The 25858-nt window shown below is 38.2% G+C and carries 37 protein-coding genes; 35 read left to right on the top strand and 2 right to left on the bottom strand.

The genetic code is table 11. The features are described from left to right. The first annotated feature begins 1 nt into the window (after position 1). The 33 genes from rplV (at position 2) to ADICYQ_RS09055 (ending at position 20702) form a co-directional block, all read left to right on the top strand. A complete protein-coding gene (gene rplV / locus ADICYQ_RS09210; protein ID WP_020888643.1) occupies positions 2 to 391 on the top strand; it encodes a 50S ribosomal protein L22 in 390 nt (129 codons plus the stop codon). A 3-nt stretch (positions 392 to 394) separates the two neighbouring features. After that, positions 395 to 1132 carry a 30S ribosomal protein S3 gene (gene rpsC / locus ADICYQ_RS09205; RefSeq protein WP_020888642.1) on the top strand — a complete coding sequence of 246 codons (738 nt, stop codon included), beginning with the start codon at positions 395 to 397 and terminating at the stop codon, positions 1130 to 1132. Between the two features lie 20 nt (positions 1133 to 1152). Continuing rightward, on the top strand, positions 1153 to 1575 hold the full coding sequence (gene rplP, locus ADICYQ_RS09200; protein ID WP_040415373.1) for a 50S ribosomal protein L16: 423 nt from the start codon (positions 1153 to 1155) through the stop codon (positions 1573 to 1575). Between the two features lie 4 nt (positions 1576 to 1579). Then, positions 1580 to 1774, top strand: coding sequence for a 50S ribosomal protein L29 (rpmC, locus tag ADICYQ_RS09195; RefSeq protein WP_040415370.1), 195 nt, complete (start codon positions 1580 to 1582; stop codon positions 1772 to 1774). A 9-nt stretch (positions 1775 to 1783) separates the two neighbouring features. After that, positions 1784 to 2047: a 30S ribosomal protein S17 gene (gene rpsQ, locus ADICYQ_RS09190; protein ID WP_020888640.1), complete on the top strand. Its 264-nt coding sequence runs from the start codon at positions 1784 to 1786 to the stop codon at positions 2045 to 2047. A gap of 3 nt (positions 2048 to 2050) precedes the next feature. Next, positions 2051 to 2419 carry a 50S ribosomal protein L14 gene (gene rplN / locus ADICYQ_RS09185; RefSeq protein WP_020888639.1) on the top strand — a complete coding sequence of 123 codons (369 nt, stop codon included), beginning with the start codon at positions 2051 to 2053 and terminating at the stop codon, positions 2417 to 2419. Positions 2420 to 2421: 2 nt separating this feature from the next. Next, on the top strand, positions 2422 to 2766 hold the full coding sequence (gene rplX, locus ADICYQ_RS09180) for a 50S ribosomal protein L24 (RefSeq protein ID WP_020888638.1): 345 nt from the start codon (positions 2422 to 2424) through the stop codon (positions 2764 to 2766). Next, a complete protein-coding gene (gene rplE / locus ADICYQ_RS09175) occupies positions 2759 to 3319 on the top strand; it encodes a 50S ribosomal protein L5 (RefSeq protein WP_020888637.1) in 561 nt (186 codons plus the stop codon). Before rplX ends, rplE begins: the two co-directional genes overlap by 8 nt. Positions 3320 to 3321: 2 nt before the next feature. Beyond that, a complete protein-coding gene (gene rpsN / locus ADICYQ_RS09170; RefSeq protein ID WP_020888636.1) occupies positions 3322 to 3591 on the top strand; it encodes a 30S ribosomal protein S14 in 270 nt (89 codons plus the stop codon). A gap of 84 nt (positions 3592 to 3675) precedes the next feature. Next, a complete protein-coding gene (gene rpsH / locus ADICYQ_RS09165) occupies positions 3676 to 4071 on the top strand; it encodes a 30S ribosomal protein S8 (protein WP_020888635.1) in 396 nt (131 codons plus the stop codon). A 9-nt stretch (positions 4072 to 4080) separates the two neighbouring features. Next, positions 4081 to 4638 (top strand): 50S ribosomal protein L6, encoded by a 558-nt coding sequence (rplF, locus tag ADICYQ_RS09160; RefSeq protein ID WP_020888634.1) that lies wholly within the window; start codon positions 4081 to 4083, stop codon positions 4636 to 4638. Positions 4639 to 4645: 7 nt separating this feature from the next. Beyond that, the gene (gene rplR, locus ADICYQ_RS09155) at positions 4646 to 4996 is read left to right on the top strand and encodes a 50S ribosomal protein L18 (protein ID WP_020888633.1); all 351 of its coding nucleotides are present in this window, start codon (positions 4646 to 4648) and stop codon (positions 4994 to 4996) included. Between the two features lie 5 nt (positions 4997 to 5001). Beyond that, positions 5002 to 5520 (top strand): 30S ribosomal protein S5, encoded by a 519-nt coding sequence (gene rpsE, locus ADICYQ_RS09150; RefSeq protein ID WP_020888632.1) that lies wholly within the window; start codon positions 5002 to 5004, stop codon positions 5518 to 5520. Positions 5521 to 5523: 3 nt separating this feature from the next. Continuing rightward, positions 5524 to 5703 carry a 50S ribosomal protein L30 gene (gene rpmD, locus ADICYQ_RS09145; RefSeq protein WP_020888631.1) on the top strand — a complete coding sequence of 60 codons (180 nt, stop codon included), beginning with the start codon at positions 5524 to 5526 and terminating at the stop codon, positions 5701 to 5703. Positions 5704 to 5758: 55 nt separating this feature from the next. After that, complete coding sequence (rplO, locus tag ADICYQ_RS09140; RefSeq protein ID WP_020888630.1) at positions 5759 to 6205, top strand: 50S ribosomal protein L15; 447 nt, start codon at positions 5759 to 5761, stop codon at positions 6203 to 6205. Between the two features lie 3 nt (positions 6206 to 6208). Then, positions 6209 to 7525, top strand: coding sequence for a preprotein translocase subunit SecY (gene secY / locus ADICYQ_RS09135; protein WP_020888629.1), 1317 nt, complete (start codon positions 6209 to 6211; stop codon positions 7523 to 7525). 2 nt (positions 7526 to 7527) lie between these two features. After that, entirely contained in the window at positions 7528 to 8301 is a 774-nt protein-coding gene (gene map, locus ADICYQ_RS09130; RefSeq protein WP_020888628.1) for a type I methionyl aminopeptidase, read from the top strand. Positions 8302 to 8303: 2 nt separating this feature from the next. Further along, positions 8304 to 8522 carry a translation initiation factor IF-1 gene (gene infA, locus ADICYQ_RS09125; RefSeq protein ID WP_014020643.1) on the top strand — a complete coding sequence of 73 codons (219 nt, stop codon included), beginning with the start codon at positions 8304 to 8306 and terminating at the stop codon, positions 8520 to 8522. A gap of 48 nt (positions 8523 to 8570) precedes the next feature. Beyond that, entirely contained in the window at positions 8571 to 8687 is a 117-nt protein-coding gene (rpmJ, locus tag ADICYQ_RS26705) for a 50S ribosomal protein L36 (protein ID WP_009034194.1), read from the top strand. Between the two features lie 5 nt (positions 8688 to 8692). Further along, positions 8693 to 9070 (top strand): 30S ribosomal protein S13, encoded by a 378-nt coding sequence (gene rpsM, locus ADICYQ_RS09120; RefSeq protein ID WP_020888627.1) that lies wholly within the window; start codon positions 8693 to 8695, stop codon positions 9068 to 9070. A gap of 15 nt (positions 9071 to 9085) precedes the next feature. After that, positions 9086 to 9484 (top strand): 30S ribosomal protein S11, encoded by a 399-nt coding sequence (gene rpsK, locus ADICYQ_RS09115; RefSeq protein WP_014020645.1) that lies wholly within the window; start codon positions 9086 to 9088, stop codon positions 9482 to 9484. Positions 9485 to 9501: 17 nt separating this feature from the next. Beyond that, the gene (gene rpsD, locus ADICYQ_RS09110; RefSeq protein ID WP_020888626.1) at positions 9502 to 10107 is read left to right on the top strand and encodes a 30S ribosomal protein S4; all 606 of its coding nucleotides are present in this window, start codon (positions 9502 to 9504) and stop codon (positions 10105 to 10107) included. Positions 10108 to 10139: 32 nt separating this feature from the next. After that, positions 10140 to 11129, top strand: a complete 990-nt coding sequence (locus ADICYQ_RS09105) for a DNA-directed RNA polymerase subunit alpha (RefSeq protein WP_020888625.1) — start codon at positions 10140 to 10142, stop codon at positions 11127 to 11129. 6 nt (positions 11130 to 11135) lie between these two features. Beyond that, entirely contained in the window at positions 11136 to 11723 is a 588-nt protein-coding gene (gene rplQ, locus ADICYQ_RS09100) for a 50S ribosomal protein L17 (protein WP_040415358.1), read from the top strand. Between the two features lie 130 nt (positions 11724 to 11853). Further along, entirely contained in the window at positions 11854 to 12945 is a 1092-nt protein-coding gene (gene carA / locus ADICYQ_RS09095; RefSeq protein WP_040415354.1) for a glutamine-hydrolyzing carbamoyl-phosphate synthase small subunit, read from the top strand. 21 nt (positions 12946 to 12966) lie between these two features. Then, positions 12967 to 14244 carry a phosphopyruvate hydratase gene (eno, locus tag ADICYQ_RS09090; RefSeq protein ID WP_020888622.1) on the top strand — a complete coding sequence of 426 codons (1278 nt, stop codon included), beginning with the start codon at positions 12967 to 12969 and terminating at the stop codon, positions 14242 to 14244. 410 nt (positions 14245 to 14654) lie between these two features. After that, positions 14655 to 14942, top strand: a complete 288-nt coding sequence (locus ADICYQ_RS09085) for an FtsB family cell division protein (RefSeq protein ID WP_040415479.1) — start codon at positions 14655 to 14657, stop codon at positions 14940 to 14942. A 36-nt stretch (positions 14943 to 14978) separates the two neighbouring features. Beyond that, positions 14979 to 15491: a hypothetical protein gene (locus ADICYQ_RS09080; protein WP_020888620.1), complete on the top strand. Its 513-nt coding sequence runs from the start codon at positions 14979 to 14981 to the stop codon at positions 15489 to 15491. 15 nt (positions 15492 to 15506) lie between these two features. Beyond that, positions 15507 to 16343, top strand: coding sequence for a serine O-acetyltransferase (locus tag ADICYQ_RS09075; RefSeq protein WP_020888619.1), 837 nt, complete (start codon positions 15507 to 15509; stop codon positions 16341 to 16343). 11 nt (positions 16344 to 16354) lie between these two features. Beyond that, positions 16355 to 17233: a cysteine synthase CysM gene (gene cysM / locus ADICYQ_RS09070; protein ID WP_020888618.1), complete on the top strand. Its 879-nt coding sequence runs from the start codon at positions 16355 to 16357 to the stop codon at positions 17231 to 17233. Positions 17234 to 17487: 254 nt separating this feature from the next. Beyond that, a complete protein-coding gene (locus ADICYQ_RS09065) occupies positions 17488 to 18705 on the top strand; it encodes a hypothetical protein (protein WP_020888617.1) in 1218 nt (405 codons plus the stop codon). A 503-nt stretch (positions 18706 to 19208) separates the two neighbouring features. Then, a complete protein-coding gene (locus ADICYQ_RS09060; RefSeq protein ID WP_020888616.1) occupies positions 19209 to 20240 on the top strand; it encodes a sugar phosphate isomerase/epimerase family protein in 1032 nt (343 codons plus the stop codon). Positions 20241 to 20327: 87 nt separating this feature from the next. Beyond that, positions 20328 to 20702 (top strand): VOC family protein, encoded by a 375-nt coding sequence (locus ADICYQ_RS09055; RefSeq protein ID WP_020888615.1) that lies wholly within the window; start codon positions 20328 to 20330, stop codon positions 20700 to 20702. A 24-nt stretch (positions 20703 to 20726) separates the two neighbouring features. Here the strand turns inward: ADICYQ_RS09055 and ADICYQ_RS09050 are convergent, their stop codons facing one another. Continuing rightward, a complete protein-coding gene (locus tag ADICYQ_RS09050) occupies positions 20727 to 21698 on the bottom strand; it encodes a helix-turn-helix transcriptional regulator (RefSeq protein WP_020888614.1) in 972 nt (323 codons plus the stop codon). Positions 21699 to 21853: 155 nt separating this feature from the next. Here ADICYQ_RS09050 and ADICYQ_RS09045 point away from each other — a divergent pair, with 155 nt between their 5' ends. Then, positions 21854 to 22336: a DinB family protein gene (locus ADICYQ_RS09045; protein ID WP_020888613.1), complete on the top strand. Its 483-nt coding sequence runs from the start codon at positions 21854 to 21856 to the stop codon at positions 22334 to 22336. Between the two features lie 96 nt (positions 22337 to 22432). Here the strand turns inward: ADICYQ_RS09045 and lysS are convergent, their stop codons facing one another. Continuing rightward, positions 22433 to 24154 (bottom strand): lysine--tRNA ligase, encoded by a 1722-nt coding sequence (gene lysS / locus ADICYQ_RS09040; protein ID WP_020888612.1) that lies wholly within the window; start codon positions 24152 to 24154, stop codon positions 22433 to 22435. A 632-nt stretch (positions 24155 to 24786) separates the two neighbouring features. Here lysS and ADICYQ_RS09035 point away from each other — a divergent pair. Next, entirely contained in the window at positions 24787 to 25851 is a 1065-nt protein-coding gene (locus ADICYQ_RS09035; RefSeq protein WP_020888610.1) for a nucleoside hydrolase, read from the top strand. Positions 25852 to 25858 lie beyond the last annotated feature (7 nt).

The following is a 25858-nucleotide window of genomic DNA, read 5'->3' as shown; positions in this document are numbered from 1 at the left end:
CATGGAAGCTATAGCAAAATTAAATAATGTTCCTACCTCTCCCAGAAAGATGCGTCTGGTTGCGGATCTAGTAAGGGGAAAGAAAGTTGGTCAGGCATTAAGCATCTTGAAATTTACGCCTAATCATGGATCTATCAGACTTGAAAAACTGGTTTTATCCGCTATTGCCAACTGGCAGGCGAAAAATCCTGATGAAAAGCTTGAAGACGCTGAATTGTATATCAAGACCATCTCTGTAGATGGAGGTAGGATGTTGAAAAGGCTTCGACCTGCACCTCAGGGAAGAGCACATAGAATCCGTAAAAGATCAAATCATGTAACGCTAGTAGTAGACTCCGTTGCCGGAGAAGTTACCGCTGATATTGTTGAATCAAATGAAAAAGTAAACTAAAATATGGGACAAAAAGTTAACCCAATTGGTTTAAGGCTTGGTATCATTAAGGGGTGGGACTCTAACTGGTATGGAGGACGCGATTTCGCTGATAAGCTTTATGAAGACCAGAATATCAGAAAATACGTTTTTGCCAGGATCCCTAAAGGTGGTATTTCTAAAGTGATTATTGAAAGGACTCTTAAAAGAATAACCCTAACCATTCAAACTGCACGTCCTGGTGTAGTGATTGGAAAAGGTGGTTCTGAGGTGGATAAGCTAAAAGAAGAACTTAAGAAAATTACTGATAAGGACATTCAAATTAACATATTTGAAATCAAACGTCCTGAATTAGATGCAAAGTTGGTTGGTGAATCTATTGCACAGCAATTAGAGGCCAGGATTTCTTTTAGGAGAGCTATGAAACAATCCATTGCAGCTACTATGAGAGTAGGCGCTGAAGGGATTAAAGTAAAACTTTCCGGTAGATTAGGTGGTGCTGAAATGGCTAGATCTGAGATGTACAAAGAAGGTAGAATTCCATTGCACACCATTCGTGCAGATGTGGACTATGCGCTTTCTGAAGCACAAACAGTTTATGGTAAAATAGGGATCAAAGTTTGGATTTTCAAAGGTGAAGTTTACGGTAAAAGAGATCTTTCTCCTAACGCTGGGCTAAGCAATGATTCCAAAGGAAACGCGCCTGCTGGTAACAGAAGAAGAAGAGAAGGCGGACCTAAGAGAAGAAAAAGAAACAACTAAAAATCCTTAACTGAGCAATCATGTTACAGCCAAGAAGAACGAAATTTAGAAAAATGCATAAAGGGAGGATCAAAGGAATTGCCCAAAGAGGTCATACTTTGGCCTTTGGTAATTTTGGAATCAAATCCCTGGAGCCTGGATGGATCACTTCGAGACAAATAGAAGCTGCCCGTATTGCTATGACAAGAGCAATGAAAAGGGAAGGACAAGTTTGGATCCGAATATTTCCAGATAAACCGATCACTAAAAAACCTGCTGAGGTAAGGATGGGTAAAGGTAAAGGAGCTCCTGAATACTGGGTAGCAGTTATCAGACCAGGAACAATCCTTTTTGAAGCTACTGGTGTTTCTGAGGAAGTTGCGCAAGAAGCCCTTAGATTAGCACAACAAAAGCTTCCTGTTAGTACAAAATTTATCGTACGTAGAGATTACGTTGGATCATAAGCTGATGAAAAATTCTGAAATCATTGCTCTAACAGAGAGCGAAATACAATCCCGCGTTGAAGCGGAGAGGGAGAACTTGACAAAATTACGTTTTGCTCATGCGATATCCCCTATTGAGAATCCTAATAGAATAAGAGAATCAAGGCGTTTGGTTGCAAGGTTGAATACATTCTTACGAGCCAAACAACTAGCTAAATAATAAACAAAAATGGCTACTACAGATAGAAACCTTCGTAAAGAAAGAATAGGCAAGGTAGTTAGCAACAAAATGGATAAGTCCATAACCGTGGCAATAGAGCGTCGTGTAAAACACCCTATTTACGGTAAATTTGTTGGTAAAACGACCAGATTCATGGCTCATGACGAAAACAATGATTGTAAGCAAGGAGACTTGGTTAAAATCAGTGAAACGCGTCCGCTGAGTAAGAGCAAACGTTGGAGATTGGTGGAAATAATAGAAAGGGCATTATAAATCATGATACAACAAGAATCCAGATTAAGTGTAGCGGATAATTCAGGTGCGAAAGAAGTACTTGTAATCCGTGTTTTGGGAGGAACCAAAAGAAGGTATGCCTCTATTGGAGACAAGGTTGTGGTCACTGTTAAATCAGCCCTATCATCCAGTAATATGAAAAAAGGTACCGTGTCTAGAGCGGTAATAGTAAGGACTAAAAAAGAAGTCCGAAGAAAAGACGGTTCGTATATCCGATTTGAAGATAACGCAGCTGTACTTTTAAACAACAATGACGAACCGAGGGGAACCCGTATTTTTGGCCCAGTAGCCAGGGAACTTAGGGAAAAGCAGTTTATGAAAATTGTATCTTTAGCCCCTGAAGTATTGTAATCATGGAAAGAAAATTTAATAAGCAACCAAAATTGCATATCAAGACTGGAGATACCGTATTGGTAATTGCAGGCGATGATAAAAGCAAAAAAGGTAAGATCCTTTCTGTTGATCGTGCCAAAAGAAGGGCAATAGTTGAAGGTTTAAATATGGTAACCAAACATATTAAACCTACTACTAACTCTCCTCAAGGTGGTATTGAAAAGAAAGAGGCGCCCATTCATATTAGCAACCTTAAACTAGTAGACCCTAAGACAGGTGATGCTACTAGAATAGGTAGGAAAAAGAATGAGGACGGAAAATTAGTAAGATACTCTAAGATAACCGGGGAGGTGATCAATGGCTAAACCTAGATTAAAAGAAAAATTCGACAACGAAATCAAATCTGAATTGAAAGATAAATTTCAATTTCAGAGTGTGATGCAAGTACCTACGTTGACCAAGATTGTTTTAAACAAAGGTATTGGTGCTGCTGTAGCTGACAAAAAATTAGTAGATCAAGGAGTTGAAGAACTTACATTGATCACTGGTCAAAGAGCTGTAGCTACTAAAGCTAAAAATTCTATCTCTAACTTTAAATTAAGAGATGGAATGCCAATCGGCGCAAAAGTTACGCTTAGAGGTTATAAAATGTTTGAATTCTTAGATCGTTTGGTAAGCATCGCTTTGCCAAGGGTTAGGGATTTCAAAGGAATCTCTGATAAAGGCTTTGATGGCCGAGGTAACTATACTTTAGGTGTAACAGAACAAATTATTTTTCCTGAAATTAGTCTCGAAAAGGTGAACAGAATTTCTGGTATGGACATCACTTTGGTGACCACTGCAAATACTGACGAAGAAGCACTTGCTTTGTTGAAGTCACTTGGAATGCCTTTCGTAAATAATAATAAAGCAGAATAATTATGGCAAGAGAATCGATTAAAGCCCGCGAAAGAAAAAGAGAGCGTATGGTAGCTAAGTATGCCAACAAACGCGCTGAGCTTAAAGCAGCTGGTGATTACGAGGGATTGGATAAGCTTCCTAAAAATGCTTCTCCAGTAAGGCTTCATAACCGTTGCAAACTTACCGGCCGTCCGAAAGGATATATGAGAAAATTTGGCATCAATAGGGTGACTTTTAGAGAAATGGCTTCAGCAGGTAAAATACCGGGTGTAACCAAGTCTAGCTGGTAAAAATTATATAATAGTTTTTATTCTTAATTTCATTGTGTAACTTTGCAGGCCCATTAGGGGTTTTGCAGTTAGACTAATACAAATATGACTGATCCAATAGCTGATTATCTAACCAGGTTGAGGAATGCCATTAAGGCAACTCACCGGATAGTAGAAATACCTGCTTCTAACATTAAAAAAGAACTTACAAAAGTTCTTCTTGAAAAAGGGTACATTCAGAATTATAAATTTGTTGAGGAAGGACCTCAGGGCACTATTAAAATTGCCCTGAAGTACAACCCTCAAACAAAAGAAAATTCTATTGTAAGCCTTACAAGAGTAAGTAAGCCAGGTTTAAGAAAATACGTAGACAAAGATTCTCTTCCTAGAGTCATTAATGGTTTGGGAATTGCGATTCTTTCTACGTCTAAAGGTGTAATGACTGACAAAGAAGCCCGCGTAGAAGGTGTGGGTGGCGAAGTACTTTGTTACGTTTACTAATAAATTGATATGTCTAGAATAGGTAAAAAACCGATAAATCTACCTGCGGGTGTGACTGTAGACGTTACTGAGCATAATCAGATAACTGTTAAAGGTCCCAAAGGTACACTGAATCAAGATGTTCATCCTGATTTTACAGTAGAAAATGAAGAAGGTAGTCTTGTAATTACAAGGCCAACTGACTCCAAGCGTCACAAATCATTACATGGGCTTTACCGCTCATTGTTGAATAACATGGTGATAGGCGTAACGGAAGGTTACAAAAAAGAATTAGAACTGGTAGGTGTGGGTTACAAAGCCACTAATCAAGGTCAAGTTCTTGAACTTTCTTTGGGATACTCTCACAATATCTTTTTGATGATCCCTCAGGAAGTTGCTATCAAAACAGAAACTCCTAAAGGTAAAAACCCATTGGTTACTTTAGATAGTATCGACAAAGAATTAATAGGTCAGGTAGCTGCTAAAATAAGATCCCTACGTAAAGTTGAACCTTTCAAAGGCAAAGGTATTAAGTTTGTAGGAGAAGTTATTAGACGTAAAGCTGGTAAAACTGCCGCTAAAAAATAATTAGAAGATGGCTTTCAAGAAAACAACTAGAAGACTGAGAATTAAAAGAGGTATCCGAAGGAAGATTTCAGGTACCGATGCCAGGCCAAGACTTTCTGTATTCAAAAGTAATACAGGAATATACGCTCAATTGATTGACGATTTAAAAGGTCAAACACTTGCAGCAGCCTCATCCAAGGAATTGGGTGCAATTAAGAATGTAAACGTATCTGTTTCTAAAGAAGTTGGTAAGAAATTGGCTGAAAAAGCTGTTTCCAACGGCTTGAATAATGTTGTCTTTGACAGAAGTGGATATCTTTATCATGGTAATGTAAAAGCTTTGGCAGAAGGTGCCAGAGAAGGAGGCCTTAAATTTTAATAACTATGTCCCAAGTAAGTAAAAGACCCATAAGGGCTACAGATACAGAATTAACCGAAAAAGTTGTTGCCATTAATCGTGTAGCAAAGGTTGTAAAGGGTGGACGTAGATTCTCCTTTTCAGCAATTGTTGTGGTTGGTGACGGCAACGGAGTTGTTGGTTATGGCTTAGGTAAAGCCAATGAGGTAACGGATGCTATTACCAAAGGTATAGAAGACGCTAAAAAGAATTTGATTAAAGTTCCTTTGTATAAAGGTACTATACCTCATGAGCAATTAGGAAAGTATGGTGGGGGTTTGGTTTTAATTAAACCTGCAGCACCTGGTACTGGAGTTTTGGCTGGTGGTTCTATGCGTGCCGTATTAGAAAGTGCTGGATATACTGATATTCTTGCTAAATCGAAAGGTTCTTCTAATCCACATAACGTGGTTAAGGCGACTATTGAAGCGCTTTTGAAATTGAGAGATGCTATTGCTGTTTCTCAACAAAGAAGGATTAAAATTGCTAAAGTTTTTAACGGTTAAGAAATGGCAAAGATACAAATCACTCAGATAAGGAGTATAATTAATAGACCCAAATCTCAGAAAGCTACGATTTCAGCTTTGGGACTAGGTAAGATCAACAGAACAGTGGAGAAAGAAGATACTCCACAGTTACAAGGCATGATCAAAAAAGTAGCCCATCTAGTTAAGGTACAGGAAGTTTAAAGTTGGGTAACCTAAAAGTTATTCAATATTTAAACCAATCGAAAATCTAAGTAAAATGAAATTACATACATTAAAACCGGCGGAAGGCTCCATAAAAACTAGAAAAAGGATCGGTAGAGGTCAAGGTTCTGGTAGAGGAGGTACATCCACTAAAGGACATAAAGGTGCTAAATCCAGATCTGGTTATAAAACCAAGCTAGGTTTTGAAGGTGGTCAAATGCCTCTTCAACGTAGGGTGCCTAAATTTGGATTTACAAATCACAATAGGGTAGCCTATCAGTCAGTAAATCTTGATATCATTCAGGAGTTGGCAAGCAAACTTAACACGGACAGTATAGATTTCGATGTTTTACATCAAAATGGATTAGTTTCCAAAAAAGATCTTGTAAAAGTCCTAGGAAGAGGCGAACTTACTTCAAAATTAAACGTAAGTGCCCACAGTTTCTCTGCTAGTGCCATAGCGGCGATTGAAAAAGTTGGAGGATCTGTAAATAAGATTTAATACATGAAAAAGTTTATTTCAACAGTAAAGAATATCTTTTCGATAGAGGATTTAAGAATCCGAATCCTGAATACTATAGGTTTACTTATCGTTTTCAGAATAGGGTCCTATGTCGTCCTGCCAGGTGTTGATCCAAGTCGCCTTGGAGAAGCTGCATCTGGTATTTTCGGATTGATAGATACCTTTTTAGGTGGTTCTTTCAGTAGGGCGTCCATTTTTGGCTTGGGTATTATGCCTTATATTTCTGCTTCAATTGTTCTTCAATTGTTGACTGTTGGTGTACCCTATTTTCAAAAATTACAAAAGGATGGAGAGTCTGGTAGGAAGAGAATCAATCAAATCACCAGAGTTCTCACCATATTGATTACTCTAGCTCAAGGGATTGGCTATATTACAGCCACTATTCCTGATGAAGCGATAGTTATTGATAAGACCCTCTTTATGACATCTGCCCTTATACTATTGACAGCCGGAACAATGTTCTGTATGTGGATAGGGGAGAAGATTACCGAAAAAGGTATTGGCAATGGTATTTCAATGCTAATAATGATCGGTATCATATCTGCTTTGCCAGGTGCCATTATCTCTGAGAGTTTATCCAAAGGCGGAGGAGGTATATTATTATTACTTCTAGAAGCTGTAATTCTCTTCTTTGTAGTTGTTGGAGTGGTTGCTCTCACAGAAGCTGTAAGAAGAATACCTGTACAATACGCCAAACAAGTTGTTGGAGGTAAAGTATATGGTGGACAACGACAGTACATACCAATTAAGGTAAATGCATCTGGAGTTATGCCTATTATCTTTGCACAATCGTTGATGTTCTTACCAGCATTGATTGCACAAATTTGGGCTGACAACAGTGATATAGCATCTTACATCGGTACCACATTTAGTGATTTTACTTCTTGGCAATACAATCTTGTTTTTGCTTTGATGATCATACTCTTTACCTTCTTCTATACTGCGATCACGGTTAATCCTGAACAAATTGCAGAAGACATGAAAAGAAATGGTGGATTTGTACCAGGTATTAAGCCTGGAGGACCCACTGGTGATTTCATTGACAACATTATCTCAAGAATAACTTTACCAGGATCCATTTTACTAGCACTAGTAGCCATTATGCCAGCCTTTGCAATCATTGCAGGTGTAAGTAGCGAATTTGCTCAGTTTTATGGAGGAACATCACTATTGATTATGGTAGGTGTCATCTTAGATACCCTTCGCCAGATTGAAAGTTACCTCTTGATGAGACACTATGAAGGTATGATGAAAAGTGGTAACATGAAAAATGACCCTTCAAGTTATGCAGTGGCTTAAGTATGATACAATTCAAGTCTGCAGAAGAAATTGAAATAATAAAAGAAAGTGCGCTGATTTTAGGAAAAGCGCACGGTGAAGTAGCCAAACATGTGAAAGAAGGGGTAAAGACCTCTTTTTTAGATAAAATTGCTGAAGAATTTATCCGGGATAATAAAGCCATTCCATCCTTCAAAGGATATAATGGTTTCCCGGCATCTTTGTGTATCTCTGTGAATGAAGTTGTTGTTCACGGATTTCCAAGTCAATATCAATTGAAAGATGGCGATATAATCTCAATAGATTGTGGAGTCTTTCACCAAGGTTTTCATAGCGATTCCGCTTATACTTACCCTGTTGGTGAAGTTTCTCCCAAGACGATTGCACTTTTAAAAGCTACAAAGGAATCCCTTTATTTAGGGATAGAAAAAGCGGTTTGTGGAAACCGTGTTGGTGATATCGGTAATGCAATACAAAAATTTGTAGAAGCAAAAGGATACACTGTTGTTAGAGAATTAGTTGGTCATGGTGTTGGTAAACAACTTCATGAGTCTCCGGAAGTTCCCAATTGGGGGAAAAGAGGAGGAGGAGCCAAACTAAAAGCAGGGATGGTAATAGCCATAGAACCAATGGTAAACCTAGGTACCCGCAATGTTGTTCAAGAGCGTGATGGTTGGACTATTAGAACTGCTGATAGGAAGCCTTCCGCCCATTATGAACACACGGTTGCCATATTAGAGGATAAAACCGAAATCTTGACAACACATCGTTTTATAGAAGAGAATTTTAAATTTTAATTATGGCTAAACAAGCATCTATTGAGCAGGACGGTACCATCGTCGAAGCATTGTCCAACGCAATGTTTAAGGTGGAACTTGAAAATGGTCACCAATTGATTGCACATATTTCCGGTAAGATGCGAATGAATTACATTAAAATTTTACCAGGGGATAAGGTTAAGTTAGAAATGTCTCCTTATGATCTTACAAAAGGAAGAATCGTCTACCGTTACAAGTAAATTGTAGTAGTAAGTAAGCAGTATCAAATTAGGAAAATTAGTATTGATATGAAAGTTAAAGCATCTATTAAAAAAAGAAGTGTTGACTGTAAAGTGATCCGAAGGAAAGGAAAGCTTTATGTCATCAACAAAAAGAATCCGAAGTTTAAACAAAGACAAGGTTAAATACTATGGCTAGAATTTCAGGTGTCGATATACCGGACAATAAACGTGGTGAAATAGGCCTTACCTATATTTTTGGTATCGGCAGAAGTACGGCTAAAGCCATACTATTAAAAGCAGGTATTTCTTTAGACAAGAAAGCCGGGGAGTGGGATGATGATGAATCTACCGCCATCAGGAACATCATTGCTGAGGAATACAAGACGGAAGGTGTACTTAAATCTGAAGTACAGTTGAGTATCAAAAGGCTGATGGATATTGGTTGTTACAGAGGTTTGAGACACAGAAAGGGACTTCCCGTTCGTGGTCAAAAAACCAAAAACAACGCCAGAACCAGAAAAGGTAAGAGAAAAACTGTTGCCAATAAGAAGAAAGCGACTAAATAAATCCTGACATAGATTATGGCTCAGAAAAGAAACGAAAAGACAAAAGCTAAAAAGCGGGTTGTTAAAGTTGAAGCTGTGGGACAGGCCCATATCAAGGCTTCTTTTAACAACATCATTATATCCATTACCAATAATTCAGGTCAAGTGATTTCTTGGGCTTCTGCTGGTAAAATGGGATTCAGAGGTTCTAAAAAGAACACTCCTTATGCTGCTCAAATGGCTGCTCAAAACTGTGGGCAGGTTGCGTATGACCTCGGTCTTAGAAAGATTGAAGTATTTGTAAAAGGTCCTGGTGCTGGTAGAGAATCTGCCATCAGAACCTTACAAAATGTTGGGCTGGATGTGACTACCATTACTGATGTCACCCCATTACCACACAACGGTTGTCGTCCTCCAAAACGCAGAAGAGTTTAATTTAAAGAAAATATAGCATGGCTAGATATAGAGGTCCAAAAGCAAAAATTGCCAGGAAATTTGGCGAGCCCATTGAAGGGCAAAGCAAAGTGCTTCAGAAGAAAAATTATCCTCCGGGAATGCATGGCAGAGGTAGACGCAAAAAGCAGTCTGAATTTGCTGTTCAGTTGATGGAGAAACAAAAGGCTAAATACATATACGGTGTATTGGAAAGGCAATTTGCTAAAATGTTTGATCACGCCTCCAGGAAAAAAGGAGTTACGGGTGAAAACTTGTTACAATTGTTGGAAGGTCGTTTGGATAACTCAGTTTATAGACTGGGAATTGCACCAACCAGAAGAGGAGCACGTCAATTGGTTTCACACAAACATATTCTTGTAAACGGAACCGTTGTAAATATTCCTTCTTTTCAGTTGAAGCCTGGCGACGTAGTTGCCGTAAGAGAGAAATCTAAATCTCTTGAGGCTATTACAGAAAGTTTAAGAGGCAAAGGAACAACCAGATACAGTTGGTTGGAATGGGACAATGGTTCCCTGAGCGGTAAGTTTGTAAATGTTCCAATTAGAGAAGATATTCCAGAGAACATAAAAGAACAACTCATCGTAGAATTGTACTCTAAGTAATCATTTACATTCCTAAAAAAAGAATTAAAGATATGTCCATATTAGCATTTCAAATGCCAGAGAAAGTGGTAATGGAGAAAGCAGACGATTTCCACGGACTGTTTACCTTTAAGCCACTTGAAAAAGGGTACGGGGTTACCATCGGAAATGCCCTCAGAAGGATTCTTTTGTCTTCATTGGAAGGATATGCTATTACTGCCGTGAAATTACCGGGAGTAGTACATGAATTTTCGAGTATTGAGGGAGTGGTTGAAGACGTTACAGATATTATCCTTAACCTAAAACAGGTCAGGTTCAAAAAAATCCATGATGCCATTGATAATAAAATTACAGTGGAAGTAAAAAATCAGGATGTTTTTACCGCAGGAGATATTGCCAAATTTACTACCTCTTTTGAAGTGTTGAATCCTGATTTGGTTATATGTCATTTGGATAATTCAAAAAACCTTGAGATAGAACTTACGGTTGACAAAGGTAGAGGATATCTTCCTGCAGAGGAGTCCAAACCTAAGGAACAGATTTATGGTACGATTTCAGTAGATGCTGTTTTTACGCCTATAAAAAATGTAAAATACAGGATTGAAAATACCCGAGTTGAGCAAAAGACTGATTATGAGCAATTGATCATGGAAGTCAGCACAGACGGGTCTATACATCCTGAAAAAGCCTTGCAAGAGTCTGCAAAGATCTTGATTCAACATTTCATGCTGTTTTCAGATCAGACTATGGTTATCGATGCTCCAGGAAGCGGTGCCATTGAGCCAATAGACGAAGAATACCTACACATGAGGAAGTTGCTTAAAACCTCCTTAAGTGATTTGGATCTTTCTGTTAGGGCTTATAACTGTCTTAAAGCAGCCGATGTTAAGAGTCTAGGAGATCTTGCCAAACTTGAAATTTCTGATATGATGAAATTCAGGAACTTTGGTAAGAAGTCTTTGGCAGAATTGGAACAACTAATCCAGGAAAAAGGCCTGACCTTCGGTATGGATCTGTCTAAGTATAAACTTGATGAAGAATAATTAAAAATGAGACACGGTAAGAAATTTAACCATTTGGGTAGAACCGCCTCACATAGAAAGGCCATGCTTTCGAATATGGCCAAATCTCTTTTGGAACACAAGCGGATCAGCACCACCCTTGCCAAAGCCAAAGAGTTGAGGAAATATGTCGAACCTTTGATCACAAAGGCCAAAGATGATACTACCCACAATAGAAGGATAACGTTTAGTTACCTTAGAAATAAAGAGGCTATTAAACTTCTTTTTGGAGAAGTAATAGAAAAAGTTGGTGGCCGACCTGGTGGATACACAAGGATTATCAAAACTGGTTTTAGATTAGGTGACAACGCAGAAATGTGTATCATCGAATTGGTTGACTTCAACGAATTGATGTTGAAAGAAGAAAAACCAGCTAAAAAATCTAGCAGAAGAAGCAGAAGAGGTACCGGAAAAGCGACAAGCGAAGAAGGTGCAGCTACTGAAGAAGTTGCTGGAGAAGCTAAAGAAAGTGCAAAAGCAGAAAAAGCACCTGAAGAGGAAGCTTCGGCAGATGCTTCTGATGTTGTTTCAGAAGATAAAGCCGAAAATAAGGATGAAGATAAAAAAGCAGAGTAATCTATCTATGCTATACCTTCTTTAATATTAATAGGGATTGGGCTTTTGTTCAGTCCCTTTTTTTATATCCTTTTCGCCGAAAGCTTTTTACAAATTAGAAAATTCTTAAATTTGCATAGCAAAATTTGATATGAAAAAGAAAAAAGCAATACTTCTTTTAGCTGATGGCACTGTATTCACTGGTAACCTCGTTGGTAGCCATGGCACAAACGGAGGTGAAATCTGTTTTAATACAGGCATGACAGGCTATCAAGAAATTTACACCGACCCTTCTTATACGGGACAAATTATTGTAAATACTACCCCACATATTGGTAATTATGGGGTAATTGATGAAGAACAGGAATCAGCTACGCCTCTTATTGCCGGGATAGTTGTGAATGATTTCTCTGAAATTTACAGTAGATTGGATGCTAAATCCTCACTTCAAGAGTTTTTAGAAAATCATAACATTACTGGGATTTCAGATATAGATACCAGGAAATTGGTTCGACATATTAGGTCTAGTGGTGCAATGAATGCTATCATTAGCTCTGAATTTGAAGATATCGAAAGCCTTAAGGCTGAGTTGGATAAGGTGCCTGACATGAATGGTCTTGAACTTTCTTCCACAGTTTCTACAAAAGAACCTTATTTTGTAGGTAATCCGGATGCTTCTATTAAAATTGCATGTGTAGATTATGGCATTAAGCGAAACATTTTAAAATGTTTAACTGATAGAGGCGTTTATTGTCAGGTATTTCCTGCAAAAACCGGTTTAGTAGAAATGGAAAAGTGGAATCCTGATGCGTATTTTCTTTCAAATGGACCTGGGGATCCTGCTGTAATGAGTTATGCTGTAGCAACTACTAAAGAGATTCTTGATTTAGGCAAACCACTTTTTGGTATCTGTCTAGGACATCAGATCTTGGCAAGAGCATGTGGTGTAGGTACTTTTAAAATGCACCATGGGCATAGAGGACTTAACCATCCAATTAAAAACCTTTTGACTGGTAAAAGTGAAATCACTTCTCAAAATCATGGGTTTGTTGTCAATAAAGATGACATTGATAACAACAAAGAGTTGGAAATTACTCACGTTCATTTAAATGATGGCACGGTAGCTGGTATTAAACTTACCAATAAACCTGCTTTCTCTGTTCAATATCACCCTGAAAGTTCTCCAGGGCCACATGATTCCAGGTATTTATTTGACCAATTTATTTCACAAATTCAGAAATAATTCATTAACCTTAATATTGATATGACATTAATTCAATCGATTCACGCAAGACAAATATTAGATTCCCGTGGTAACCCTACGGTAGAAGTTGATGTTTTTACAGAAACCGGCGCCTTCGGAAGGGCCGCAGTTCCTAGTGGCGCCTCTACAGGTATACATGAAGCTGTAGAGCTTAGAGATGAGGACAAGAGTGTATACATGGGTAAAGGCGTTTTGAAAGCGGTTTCCAATGTAAACGATGTTATCGCACCTGAGCTTATTGGTTTTGATATTTTTGAGCAAAATCAAATTGATGAGATCATGTGTAGCCTTGATGGTACCAAGAATAAATCAAAACTTGGAGCCAATGCTATACTCGGTGTTTCTTTAGCAGTAGCTAAAGCAGCAGCTATGGAATCTGGTCAGCCTCTATACAGATACATAGGTGGTGTTAATGCAAACACCCTTCCTGTTCCAATGATGAATATCTTGAATGGTGGTTCGCATGCTGATAATGCTATCGATTTTCAAGAATTCATGGTAATGCCTGCTGGTGCTACTTCTTTCTCTGAATCATTAAGAATGGGAACTCAAATTTTCCATAACCTTAAGTCAGTTCTTAAAGCAAAAGGTTTAAGTACTAACGTAGGTGATGAAGGAGGATTTGCTCCAAATTTACGTTCTAACGTTGAAGCTGTTGAGATTGTACTACAAGCAATCGAAAAAGCTGGTTTTAGACCAGGTGAAGATGTTTTCATAGCCATGGACGCTGCTTCTTCTGAGTTTTATGACGAAGAAAAAGGGTTGTATGTATTCAAGAAATCTACTGGTGATGAATTAACTTCATCTCAAATGGCTGATTACTGGAAAGACTGGGTAAGCAAATACCCTATCAAATCCATTGAAGATGGAATGCAAGAAGATGATTGGGCTGGATGGAAAATGATGACTGAATATGTTGGAGATAAAATCCAGATAGTTGGTGATGATTTGTTTGTAACCAATGTTGAAAGATTGCAAAAAGGTATTGACGAAAATATTGCCAATGCACTTCTTGTTAAAGTAAACCAAATCGGTTCTTTGACAGAGACAATCAATGCAGTGGACCTTTGTCATAGAAACAAATACAAATCAGTAATGTCTCATCGTTCTGGTGAAACTGAAGATTCTACTATTGCTGACCTTGCAGTTGCTTTGAATACAGGACAAATCAAGACTGGTTCTGCTTCTAGGTCTGATAGAATGGCCAAGTACAATCAATTGTTAAGAATTGAAGAGCAACTTGGTGAGTCTGCTTATTTCCCAGGACTTAAATTTTAATATACGATTCAAAATTTGAATCTAATCTGGTTCCTTTTTTTCAATGGAATCTATAATTAGCCTTTTCAGGATTTTCCTGAAAAGGCTTTTATGTTTTTATAGATTTTTTTTACTCATGTTGAAAACAAGCATTTTTTAAAAAAGGTATTGTAGGTATTTAATGTAATTTAACCAAATGGCAAGAGTGGCAGATTGTAGATTGTGCGTTTATAAGCATGCTGCATTTAATTAGGCCTAATTTACGACCTAAGGCCATATTATTATTTTTTAATCACCCTAGAATTCGATAACTATTGAATAATCCTGGTTCACGATTTAAACTCTGTTGAGTGTTTCAACGTTATTTTCAAGACACTGAAAGAAGGGATTGTTTTTCTTTTAATATATTTGTAGAAACACTGAAGCAGATTATGGCTAAATATTTAAAGTATACCAAAAACTTCTACTTCGTTTTTACCGTTTTATTCGTTATGTGGATGATATTCATTGATAGCAATGATATTGTCAGTCATTTCAAACTTCGTTCAAAATTAAATGAGCTTGAAAAGCAAAAGGAATTTTATCAAGAACGGAAGGAGAAAATTAAAGTTGAACGAGAGGAATTGCTCAGTAATTTTGAGCTGTTGGAAAAATTTGCTCGAGAGCGGTATTTAATGAAAAGAAAAACGGAAGACCTTTATGTTATTATGGAAGAGTAAATCGGCAGCATTAACACTGTTTACCGTTGTTTTTATTTGTTTTTTAATGGTGAGGTGAATGCCCAAAGGGTTATTTATGAAGATGAAAACCCTCCATTAACAGAACGATTGTATTATGGGGGCAACTTTAGCCTCCAATTAGGTAACATCACCTATATCGATGCTTCTCCATTGGTAGGAGCCATGATTACGGACAAATATTCAGCAGGGGTTGGTGCTACCTACCAATATTATAACAACAAGTTTTATGTTGATGGAACCTCCCATGTTTATGGGGCACGCATTTTTAATCGATACAATGTATTCCGTCAAATTTTTGTTCATGCTGAATATGAAGCACTGAATTTGGAGGTGCCTTACACCTTGGCCAACAATGAAATTTCCTTTTCTAGGGAATGGATACCTGGTTTGTTTGCAGGAGCAGGATACTTTGTCCCTTTCGGAGATAGAGGCGGGATGAACTTTATGGCGTTGTATAATTTCAGTTATGACAGTAAAAGGTCAAATTATAATGAACCATATGTTTTGCGAGTCGGTTTTGTATTCTAAAGTAATAAATTTAGTATGGATGGATTCTTAAACCGATTACAAAAAGCCCATAGCCTATGTCCAGGATGTCCTTCTCCGAAGGTGATCAATAGTTTTTTTGATGATATTTTGGGGATTTTATTTCCAGAGCATTCTAGTAAAGCATTAAAGGACTTGGGAAGTTTGGAAGTGAAATTTTCCGGCCTAAGGTTACAATTACGTGAAATCCTAAAACTTAACGTGGCACTTCATCAATCCAATGGAGAAGCATTGGCCGATGAGTTTTTTGATAAATTGGAAGAAGAAGTTTATAATAAACTTCATGAAGACATCGATGCCATGTATAACGGTGATCCTGCCGCCAAGTCAAAAACTGAGATCATTCGTTGTTACCCTGGATTTTATGCCATATCTGCTTATCGTGTAGCGCATTTGTTGCATCGATTGGGGATATCTTTGATACCCAGGATGATTACTGAATATGCACACAGTAAAACGGGTGTCGACATACACCCAGGAGCCGTCATTGGTAGGTTCTTTTGCATTGATCATGCCACAGGGATCGTTATTGGCGAAACTACAGTCGTTGGTGATAGGGTTAAAATTTATCAGGGGGTTACCCTTGGGGCCCTAAGTGTCAATAAAGAGGATGCTGACAAGAAAAGACATCCTACCATTGAAGATGATGTAGTGCTTTATGCAGGTGCTACTATTTTGGGTGGAGATACCGTTATTGGTAAAGGCAGTGTGGTAGGTGGAAATGTTTGGTTGACCAAAAGTATACCCGCTAAGAGTAAAATATATTACCAAACCAAAATGTTAGACGGAGCTTCCAATCTAACAGATTTTTATGTGCTGAAAAGCGAAGCCTGATAAATACAATTATGAAGTTATTTGAATTAATAGGAAATACCCCTTTAATTGAACTCGAAAATATTCCTGTAAATCCCAATGTGAAAATTTATTGTAAGCTGGAAGGGCAGAATCCCGGTGGGTCTGTTAAAGATCGTGCAGCTTACCATATGATCCAATCAGCATTAGACAGGGGAGATATTAAGAGAGGAGACAAATTGGTAGAAGCAACTTCAGGTAATACTGGTATTGCCCTAGCCATGGTTGCCAATCTCCTAGGCGTTGAAATGACCTTGATAATGCCAGACAATGCTACCAGAGAGAGGGTTTTGTCTATGGAGGCCTATGGCGCAAAAGTCATCCTTACACCTGCAGAAAAATCCATAGAATACGCCAGAACCCTGGCTGAAGACATGGCCGAAAATCAAGGGTATTTTATGCTCAATCAATTTTCAAATCCGGACAATTATTTGGCCCATTACAATTCTACAGGACCAGAGATTTATAAAGCGACTGAAGGTAAAATAACTCATTTTGTGTCCGCGATGGGTACTACTGGAACTATAATGGGGGTGTCAAGATACCTTAAAGAACAAAACAAAGACATACAAATCGTAGGTACTCAACCAACCGAAGGTTCAAGTATTCCAGGCATAAGAAGATGGTCACCAGAATTTCTTCCTGAAATATTTGAGCCAAAAAGAGTGGATCTGGTCATAGATGTAAGCCAGGAAGACGCGACACAGATGACTAGAAGGATGGCAAAGGAAGAAGGTATATTGGGAGGAATGAGCAGTGGTGGAGCCCTGTATGCGGCCATTAAGCTTTCTGAAACCTTAGAAAGCGGAGTAATTGTTTGTATTACCTGTGACCGTGGAGACCGTTACCTAAGTTCTGATTTATTTGGGTAGTTAAAGGCATTTGGATTTCGATAAAAAAGACCGGATTGATCCATTTTTTAATACTGCTAAAAATGATTTTTTTTGGAAAGCTTCGCTAGTAAATGAACCTGTCCTTGTAATCTCTTTATAACCTTTTGGTTATGTTATTTATGATTACCAGGTTTTCAATTGGATTTCATGGATTATCTCCCTGAATAAGGAAATTCTTTCTTATTGGAATAAAATCATTTGATGAAAAGTTAATTTCGGCTTATCTTTTAGCCATGGAAGATTTTCTTAAGATAAAGAAGGCTTGTGAAGAAAATACAGCCTTGAGTGTAGCCATTCTGGACAGGTTCCTTTTGTCCTATGCTTCTGAAAAAGATAAATTAGGAAAGGAGGCTGATCAAAAGTTACATGTGTATAGGCACATCATTGAAAAATTTGGTCGCCACTGGTTTGATATGCTTAAATCTCAATACATTATCCACAGGTTAATGAAGGATGGAGGGCTTATTACCAAATACCTAAAACACGCTGCAATTAGTAGTCTCGAGGAAAACAAGAGGAATTGGATGGCTTTTCAGTCAGAAAATCCCTGGAGATTTACTTTTTCTGAAGTAAAAAGTCAGCCAGAGAAAGATTTTTATCAAATGGAAGATGTTTTTTCAGGTGAAAATTACCTTCTGTATTCTCCGTCTATAAAAGATATTGTAAGCAGAGATGGGGAAAAAGAACTTTGGTTTAACCTGATTGGCTTTAATGGCGAATGTTGGCAAACGTATGGCCCTTTGTCAGGTTATGCTAGTTTTAGTCCCGATGATATTTTCTTTTTTGCTACAGAACTCAATCATTTGATTGAAGATGAAGGTGCGCTGATCAAGGATGTCGATAATAATCCAACCCCATACATGATGTTATTTGCAGGGTCGACACAACCTTCCGTAGTACACGAAGGGGAGCGTTTGGTAATGGTCATAACTGAAGGGAAAGGAACTGTTCCTAACGTTCAGGAGATGGAAGGAGAATTCAATGTTAGCTATACAGGTGGTGTTTACAGACTTGGACTCAAGGAATTGGAGGTGTCCCCCCATTTTGCAGTAGCCTACTACAATGAAAAGGACCAAACAATTCAGGCCACTGCATTGACAGAAAAGGGCTTCGAGTCATTGATAGATGCCTTGGCAAAGTTCGGGGTAAAGCTGAATAAGAATGCAGATATTTATTTGGGACCTTCTATGCACAATACCGCTCAGGAGATTTTAAAGCGGGGTATAGAACTCATGCCTCTTGAGCTTATGTTTGAGCAAGAAAATGAAGAGGAAATGGATGAAGAGCTTAGGAAACTTGATCAATTGGCAGGGTTAGCAATAGCTGCAATTACGGCTGAAAAAGAACCTGATCTGGAAGCTTTGGCCGCAGAGGTCGGTATTAGCCTTGAGAATAACAGGCAAGTGATTGAGAAAATAATCAATGATTTGAAAGATAAAGTAAGCAAATAAGTAGACCCAATTGATAAGTTGATCAAGAGGAAGGCCTGAAACTAGCATTTTTGTTTCGGGCCTTTTTTATTTAAATCCTTGTAGGTAGTCCCTGAAAATCCAGCAATGCTGCCAAAACCAAATTGAACTATTTTCTGAATTCGCGCTTCCATCGGAAGCTGAAAGGTTTGGTCTTTTCAATGCTATTTATTAGGACGCGATGGAATAGTCTAGATTGATAAAGTGAATAAAGTAAATTAATTAAGCATTAAATGGAGTTGTACGATAAGATTTCCGGATTTTTCTAAGTAAGTACTTCCACCACTTACTAGAATGGCTATTCCCCATTTATGGTTGAATCAATTCTCCATATCCTGTAGTTTGGGTAAATCCATTTTATAAAAGGCCTTAATTCACGGCATTTCCTACTAATTATTTGGTAGATTTTTAGCGTTTTTGGTCGAAAAGAATAATTTTTAATCAGCCAATTCTTATCTTACAGTTTAAACCTAAATTCCCATCCAATGAAAAATAGAAGAGAGTTTTTAATAAAGTCCGTTTTAGGTACTGCAGGCCTTGCGTTGGCTTCAACTTCGTTGATAAAAGGAGCGCCAGCTATAATCAAAAACTATAACAAGCCGAACTCGAAAATTAACGGGGTTCAGATAGGCTGTATTACCTATTCCTTCCGATCTATGGCGGATCAAAGTGCAGACGCCACACTTAAATATGTTACCGATAGTGGTATTAGTGCCATAGAACTAATGGGTGGACCGGCCGAGTCTTTTGCAGGCATTCCTGAATCCAACATGGACAAAGGGAGGTTCAATGAGTTAGGCCGTAAAAAGAGGGATGGAGGACAACTTTCTGCTGATGAAGCCAAGGAATTCGGTGAACTGCAAAAAGAAGCCACTGCTTACTCTAATACAGTGGCGGACTGGCGTGCGAAAACAGATTATAAAAAATTCGAAAAGTTTAGAAAAATGTACAAAGATGCTGGGGTGAGCATTTATGCTTTCAAGCCCAGTGCTTTTGGAAGAAACAATACCGATGCGGAAATTGCCTATGGCATGAAAGCAGCTAGGGCCTTGGGAGCTACGCATGTTACCTTAGAACATCCAGCTGACGATGCCCGTACCTTGAAATTGGGCAAGATGGGAGAGGTAAATAAAATGTCTGTAGGATACCATGGACATACGCAACAGACCCCAACTTTCTGGGATACTGCCTTGGCACAAAGCCCCAGAAATGTCTTGAACTTAGATGCTGGCCATTATATCGCCGCAGGTTATACTGATATTATGGATTTACTTCAAAAACATCACAAACGCATCTTAAGCATGCATACCAAGGACCGTCAAACCCTGGCAAATGGGCAGCACAACCTTCCGTGGGGTGAAGGAGATACACCTATTGTGGAATTATTGAGTGAAATCCAAAGCAGAAAGTATAAATTCCCTGCTACCATAGAGCTTGAATATAAGGTGCCAGAAGGATCTGATGCTGTTAAAGAAGTTCAGAATTGCCTTGAATATTGTAGAAGGTCACTTGCCTAGAGCAATATAAATGAGGTGGGGAATTTATGTTTGACATTAAATTCTCCACCTTTTTAAATTGATTGTTAAAGTTAAATCTTATCAATTATGAAATTAGGTGCATTCTCTGTCAGTCTTGCCGTAAAAAACTTAAAAGCATCCAAAGAATTTTATGAAAAGTTAGGCTTTTCAAAGTTTGGAGGGTCTGAGGAAAATCATTACCTCATTATGAAAAATGGGGATACCCTAATTGGCCTTTTTGAAGGAATGTTTGAAGGGAATATTTTGACTTTTAATCCTGGGTGGGATGCAGATGCTAATGTGCTGGAGGATTATCAAGATGTTAGAGAAATTCAACAAGCGCTTAAGAAACAGGGTTTGACTCTTGATAAAGAAGCTAAAGAGAATAGTAAAGGCCCTGAAAGCATAATGGTCAAAGATCCGGATGGAAATGTTATTTTGATTGACCAACATGCACCATGATAGGATTATGGTGAGACTTTTAGATCAATTGGCTTCCTGAGTTTGACCTCCTTCTTTTAGCTTTTTAATCATAGTAGTAAGTAAAACTTCTAACCTGTCAGAAAGTGCCTTGGGTTGTATGACATTAATAATGTCTGCCAAAGAAATGACCCAGCGAGCAAAGTACTCCAAAGAACCAACCATAAAAGTAAGCTGTACTTTCTGCCCTATAGTCTCCTGCAATACAAAGCCATGATTGTATTTTTGGGTATCTATATACTTGACAAATGAAGGTTCCATCTGTATTACTATTTTAGTCAGTTCATGCCCCTCTTCCATTTTTTTTAAATAGGCTTTTAAAGTGGGATGATTGGTGTTGAAAATAGCCTCACCTATCTCCAGATTTCGGATTCGATCTATCCTAAAAGTTCTATAATCTTCACGGAGTTTGCAATAGGCAATTAAGTACCAGTTTTCTTTCGAATAGTACATACCGACTGGTTCTACTGCTCTACTGGTATTCTCTTCTTTTAGAAAGCTTGTGTAGTTAAATTGTAAGACGCTGTTATCAGCCAAGCCCGATAAAATCCCTTGAATTACCTGCTCATTTCTGTTAGAGTCGTGTATATCCTTGCTATAAAAAGCAACCTGTTGATCAAGGTGATCTAATGCATATTTTTGACGGTCTTTTAATACGGATTTAATTTTGATCAGTGCCGATTTAAATCTTTCACTTATTTCTCTATCTGTAAATTGTTCGATTACTTTTTCTGCCAACAATAATGAATAGGCTTCTTTTTCATCAAACATTACTGGTGGTAGTCTATATCCTTCAACCAAGGCGTATCCTTTGCCCGTCTCGCCTGTTAATGGCACTCCGGCTTCCTCAAGTGCTCTGACATCTCTATAAACTGTCCTCAGGCTTATATCAAATCTTTTCGAGATTTCTTCTGCTGTGATGTGCCTTTTGCTCTGCAATTGGGTGAGTATGGCGGTAAGTCTGTTTAATCTATTCATGGAGGATTGAGGTCAATTAAAACTAATGAAATTTTCACACTAAAAAAACATTTAACCATGTGCTATTTTTTTTCAAACCTACTGACATAGGGCTGTCACTAGCGGTGCCTAAGTTTGTCATAAGCATTCATTATTCACTTAAAAAAACTTGTATTATGGAAACCAATGAACTTCAAATGATCATTTCACAAGAGCAACTATTAAAGCACTGGCAAGGACACCGAGGGCTTACACGTCGGATAATTGAGGCATTTCCGGAAGAGCAACTTTTTCACTTTACTTTGGGGGAAATGCGTCCTTTTGGAGAAATGGCTCAGGAATTAATAGGAATAGCAGGCCCGGGGATCAAAGGCCTTGTGACCAGGGAATGGGAGCCGCTAAATGAAGAGCATGGGGTAGAAGAAAGCAAAGAAAAATTATTAGCGCTTTGGGATCAGGCTACAATTGAAATAGACGAATGGTTTCCCAAGCTTTCAACTGAAGATTTTCAGGATACTGTGAAAGCTTTTGGCCAGTATGAAAACAAGGTTTATTGTTCTTTGATGTATTTTATTGACAATGAAGTGCATCACAGAGGGCAAGGATATGTATACCTGCGTGCATTGGGGATAGTGCCACCTAATTTTTGGGAACACTAGAGGACTTGAGACTGAGGTAAGGCAAAGCCATCTTATTAAGTCTTATGATTAGGGCATAAAAAAAGCCCGAAGCGATTATTGCTTCGGGCTTTCCTTTTAACCATTTATCCAGTTGGAAACATCTTCCTTGCTGGGGTTGGGTACTTCCAACTTCAATTTTTTCTTTTTACCACAAACATCATTAAAAAGCTTATTAGGGTTCAGTCCTTTAAGTTGTTCAATGGTGTGGATGTTAAGTTCCCTAATAGCTGGAACAAGACCAGGATGGATACCTAATCCTATAAACTCCTCATCCGTAGCAACTTTTATGGTTTTCTCAGGCTTCATTTGCGGAAAGAATAAAACTTCCTGAATGGTGCTTTGGTTGGTAAGCATCATGCAAAGCCTGTCTATACCTATGCCCAATCCAGACGTAGGAGGCATGCCGTATTCCAAAGACCGGAGAAAATCTTCATCCATGGCCATGGCTTCGTCATCACCTCTTTGGGCTAGTTTGAGTTGGTCTTCAAATCGCTCTCTCTGGTCTATTGGGTCATTCAACTCCGTATAGGCATTGGCAATCTCTTTGCCATTGACAAACAATTCAAATCTTTCCACTAATCCTGGTTTGGATCGATGCTTTTTAGCAAGTGGGGTCATCTCTATAGGGTAGTCGGTAATATAAGTTGGTTGGATCAGGTGTTCTTCTACCTTTTCTCCAAATATCTCATCGATCAATTTACCCTTACCCATGCTGTCATCTACATCGATTCCCATGTCCTTACAGACTTCCCTCAAGCCTTTTTCATCCATTTGGCTGACATCTATACCGGTATATTCCTGTATAGATTCAAACATGGACAAGCGCCTGTAGGGCCCTTCAAATTCAATCACCTTATCGCCAACCTTTGCTTGAGTAGTGCCCAAAACTTTGGTTGCAATCTGTGAAATTAGGTTCTCAACCATTTCCATCATCCAGATGTAATCCTTATAGGCGACATAAATCTCCATAGAGGTGAACTCAGGATTATGCGTTCTGTCCATGCCTTCGTTACGAAACATTTTACCTATTTCATATACGCCCTCAAAACCACCTACGATCAATCGCTTTAAATAAAGCTCATTGGCGATTCTTAAAAATAAAGGAGTATCCAATGCATTATGGTGTGTTTCAAAAGGCTTTGCTGCCGCACCTCCATGCACCTGTTGTAATATTGGCGTCTCTACTTCCATCCAGCCATGGTCATCAAAGTACCTTCGCATGGTGGAAATGATTTTGGACCGTGTGACAAAGGTTTCTTTTACCTCAGGGTTGACAATAAGGTCAACATACCGTTGTCTATATCTTAGTTCTGGATCTTTAAATCCATCAAATACATTTCCTTCATCGTCTCTCTTGACTATAGGGAGTGGCTTTACTGATTTAGCCAATAAGATGAATTCCTGAACATGCAAAGAAATTTCGCCAGTCTGGGTGGTGAAAATAAATCCTTTAAGTCCAATGAAATCCCCGATACCCAATAGCTTTTTAAATACAGTATTGTAAAGGGTTTTATCTTCATCAGGACAAAGATCATCTCTTTTAACGTAGATCTGAAGCCTGCCAGTACTGTCTTGTATTTCTGCAAAGCTGGCAGAACCCATGATCCTTCTGGTCATAAGCCTTCCCGCTATGGTTATTGCTTTGTAATCGTTTTTACGATTTTCGTAATTTTGATGAATGTCTGCCGCGGTGGCATTTATAGGGTAAGAAAGGGCTGGGTATGGATCAATTCCCAAATTAATTAATGCCTCCCGGTCTTTTCTTCTTTCTATCTCCTGTTCGTTCAGTAATTGCATGGATAATATCAGTTATGCTATTTTTGGAAGTTTTTTAGATTTTTTCTTTTAACATAGATTGTGCAATATCCTTCAAATTTATTCTGCTTTAAACAGTTTAAAGGCTATTTATTCTATTCCCCCTATAAGACTGAAGGAAAACCAGCCGTATTATAAGTGTGATTTGGGTCGTATAAGTTGAAAAGGGATTCAGGTTTAAATAGCAGCTTTTTAAATAGAAGCCGAATTCTTTAACTCAATCAACTTCTCTATCCTTTCCAATTCATCAACTTTGAGATGTACAAAGTCAATTCCCAGATTATCAAAAGAAAAATCAGGTTTTATTCTCATTTTCAGAGCGCAAAGATACCAAAAAAAACAACTAAGGGCAGGGTTTGAGGTGTGATTTTATCACTTAACCCTTGATTTAACTACCTTGGTTTTTAAGTCAGAATACCTAAATTTAGAATTATTTGAATCTAAAAAATAGAATTGCCTAATTTTCTAACACATTATAATGATGCTGTTCATTATTGTTTTATGTGTTTCAAGACTTGGGAATAGGTACCGATAGAAATACCTTGTTCTGGAGAATAGGAGATTTCTAACTTTTATTTTCAGTGTCTTTAGTTTTATAAATCATAGTTTAAAGTATGCTCAACCGTATTTCGAAAATTAATTTGCTCCATCCGTTTTTTTGTGTCTTCCTTTTTGCCTTTCTATTTTCTCAGCCTTATGATTCAATAGGTCAGGCTGAGAAAATTATACTGGATACAGATATGGGTTCCGATTGTGATGATGTAGGGGCCATGGCTTTGTTACACCATTTTGCTGACCAAGGAAAAGTGGAAATACTTGGAGTGATCTATAGTTCTGGAAAAGTCCCTTATGGGGTCGGTATAATTGATGCCATCAACGTTTACTATGGGAGACCTGAAATACCGGTAGGAGCCAGTCATGACCTGAACTTTGGGGATCCAAAGGATAAAATGCATGCTGAAAAGCTTGCCAAAGACACTGTGGCTTATAAAAATAAATTGGTTCATAATCATGATGCCATGGAGCAAACTGCTCTAAATAGAAAACTCCTGATACAAACAGCGGACAACTCAGTTACCTATATCACTATAGGCCATACCAAAGGTTTGTATGAATTACTTAAATCGTCCCCAGGTAGTGATTCCCCATTGACTGGTTTAGAATTAGTAACTCAAAAAGTGAAAAGATGGGTGGCACTTGGTGCATTGGGGGCATCCAATGAAGAAGGAGTGGGGGTGAAAGATTGGAATTTTTTCAGAAACAATACGGCTAGCTATACCGATTACTTAATAGACCATTTTCCAAAACCTACTTATTTTGTGGATGCAGGAGCAAAGGTTTTTACTGGAGAATCTCTCGAAGCATTAAGCCCTGGAAACATTCTTAGAACAGCATATAGGGACTGGCTTTGGAATGTGGAAAGTAAAAGAATTAAGGATCAAAGGCCAAGTTGGGATCTGGCTACTGTTTATTATGCAGTAATTGGGCCAGGTGAATTTTTACAAGAGTTAGGGCCTGGTGCTTTAACCTTTGATATGGAAGAGGGGAGTAGATGGGTTTCTGACAAGGTCAACCCTTTGCACCATTTTGTATTACAGCGAAAGGATGTTGACAAAGCATTTGCTGTCAAGTTAAATTCGGCCATTAGTGCTAGCCCCAAAAAATCAATTGCGAAATGAATAGATC

The sequence above is a fragment of the Cyclobacterium qasimii M12-11B genome (assembly GCF_000427295.1).
Taxonomy (GTDB): Bacteria; Bacteroidota; Bacteroidia; order Cytophagales; family Cyclobacteriaceae; genus Cyclobacterium; species Cyclobacterium qasimii.
The sequence above is the reverse complement of the archived record's forward strand: the minus strand, read 5'-3'. Positions and strand labels throughout refer to the sequence as shown.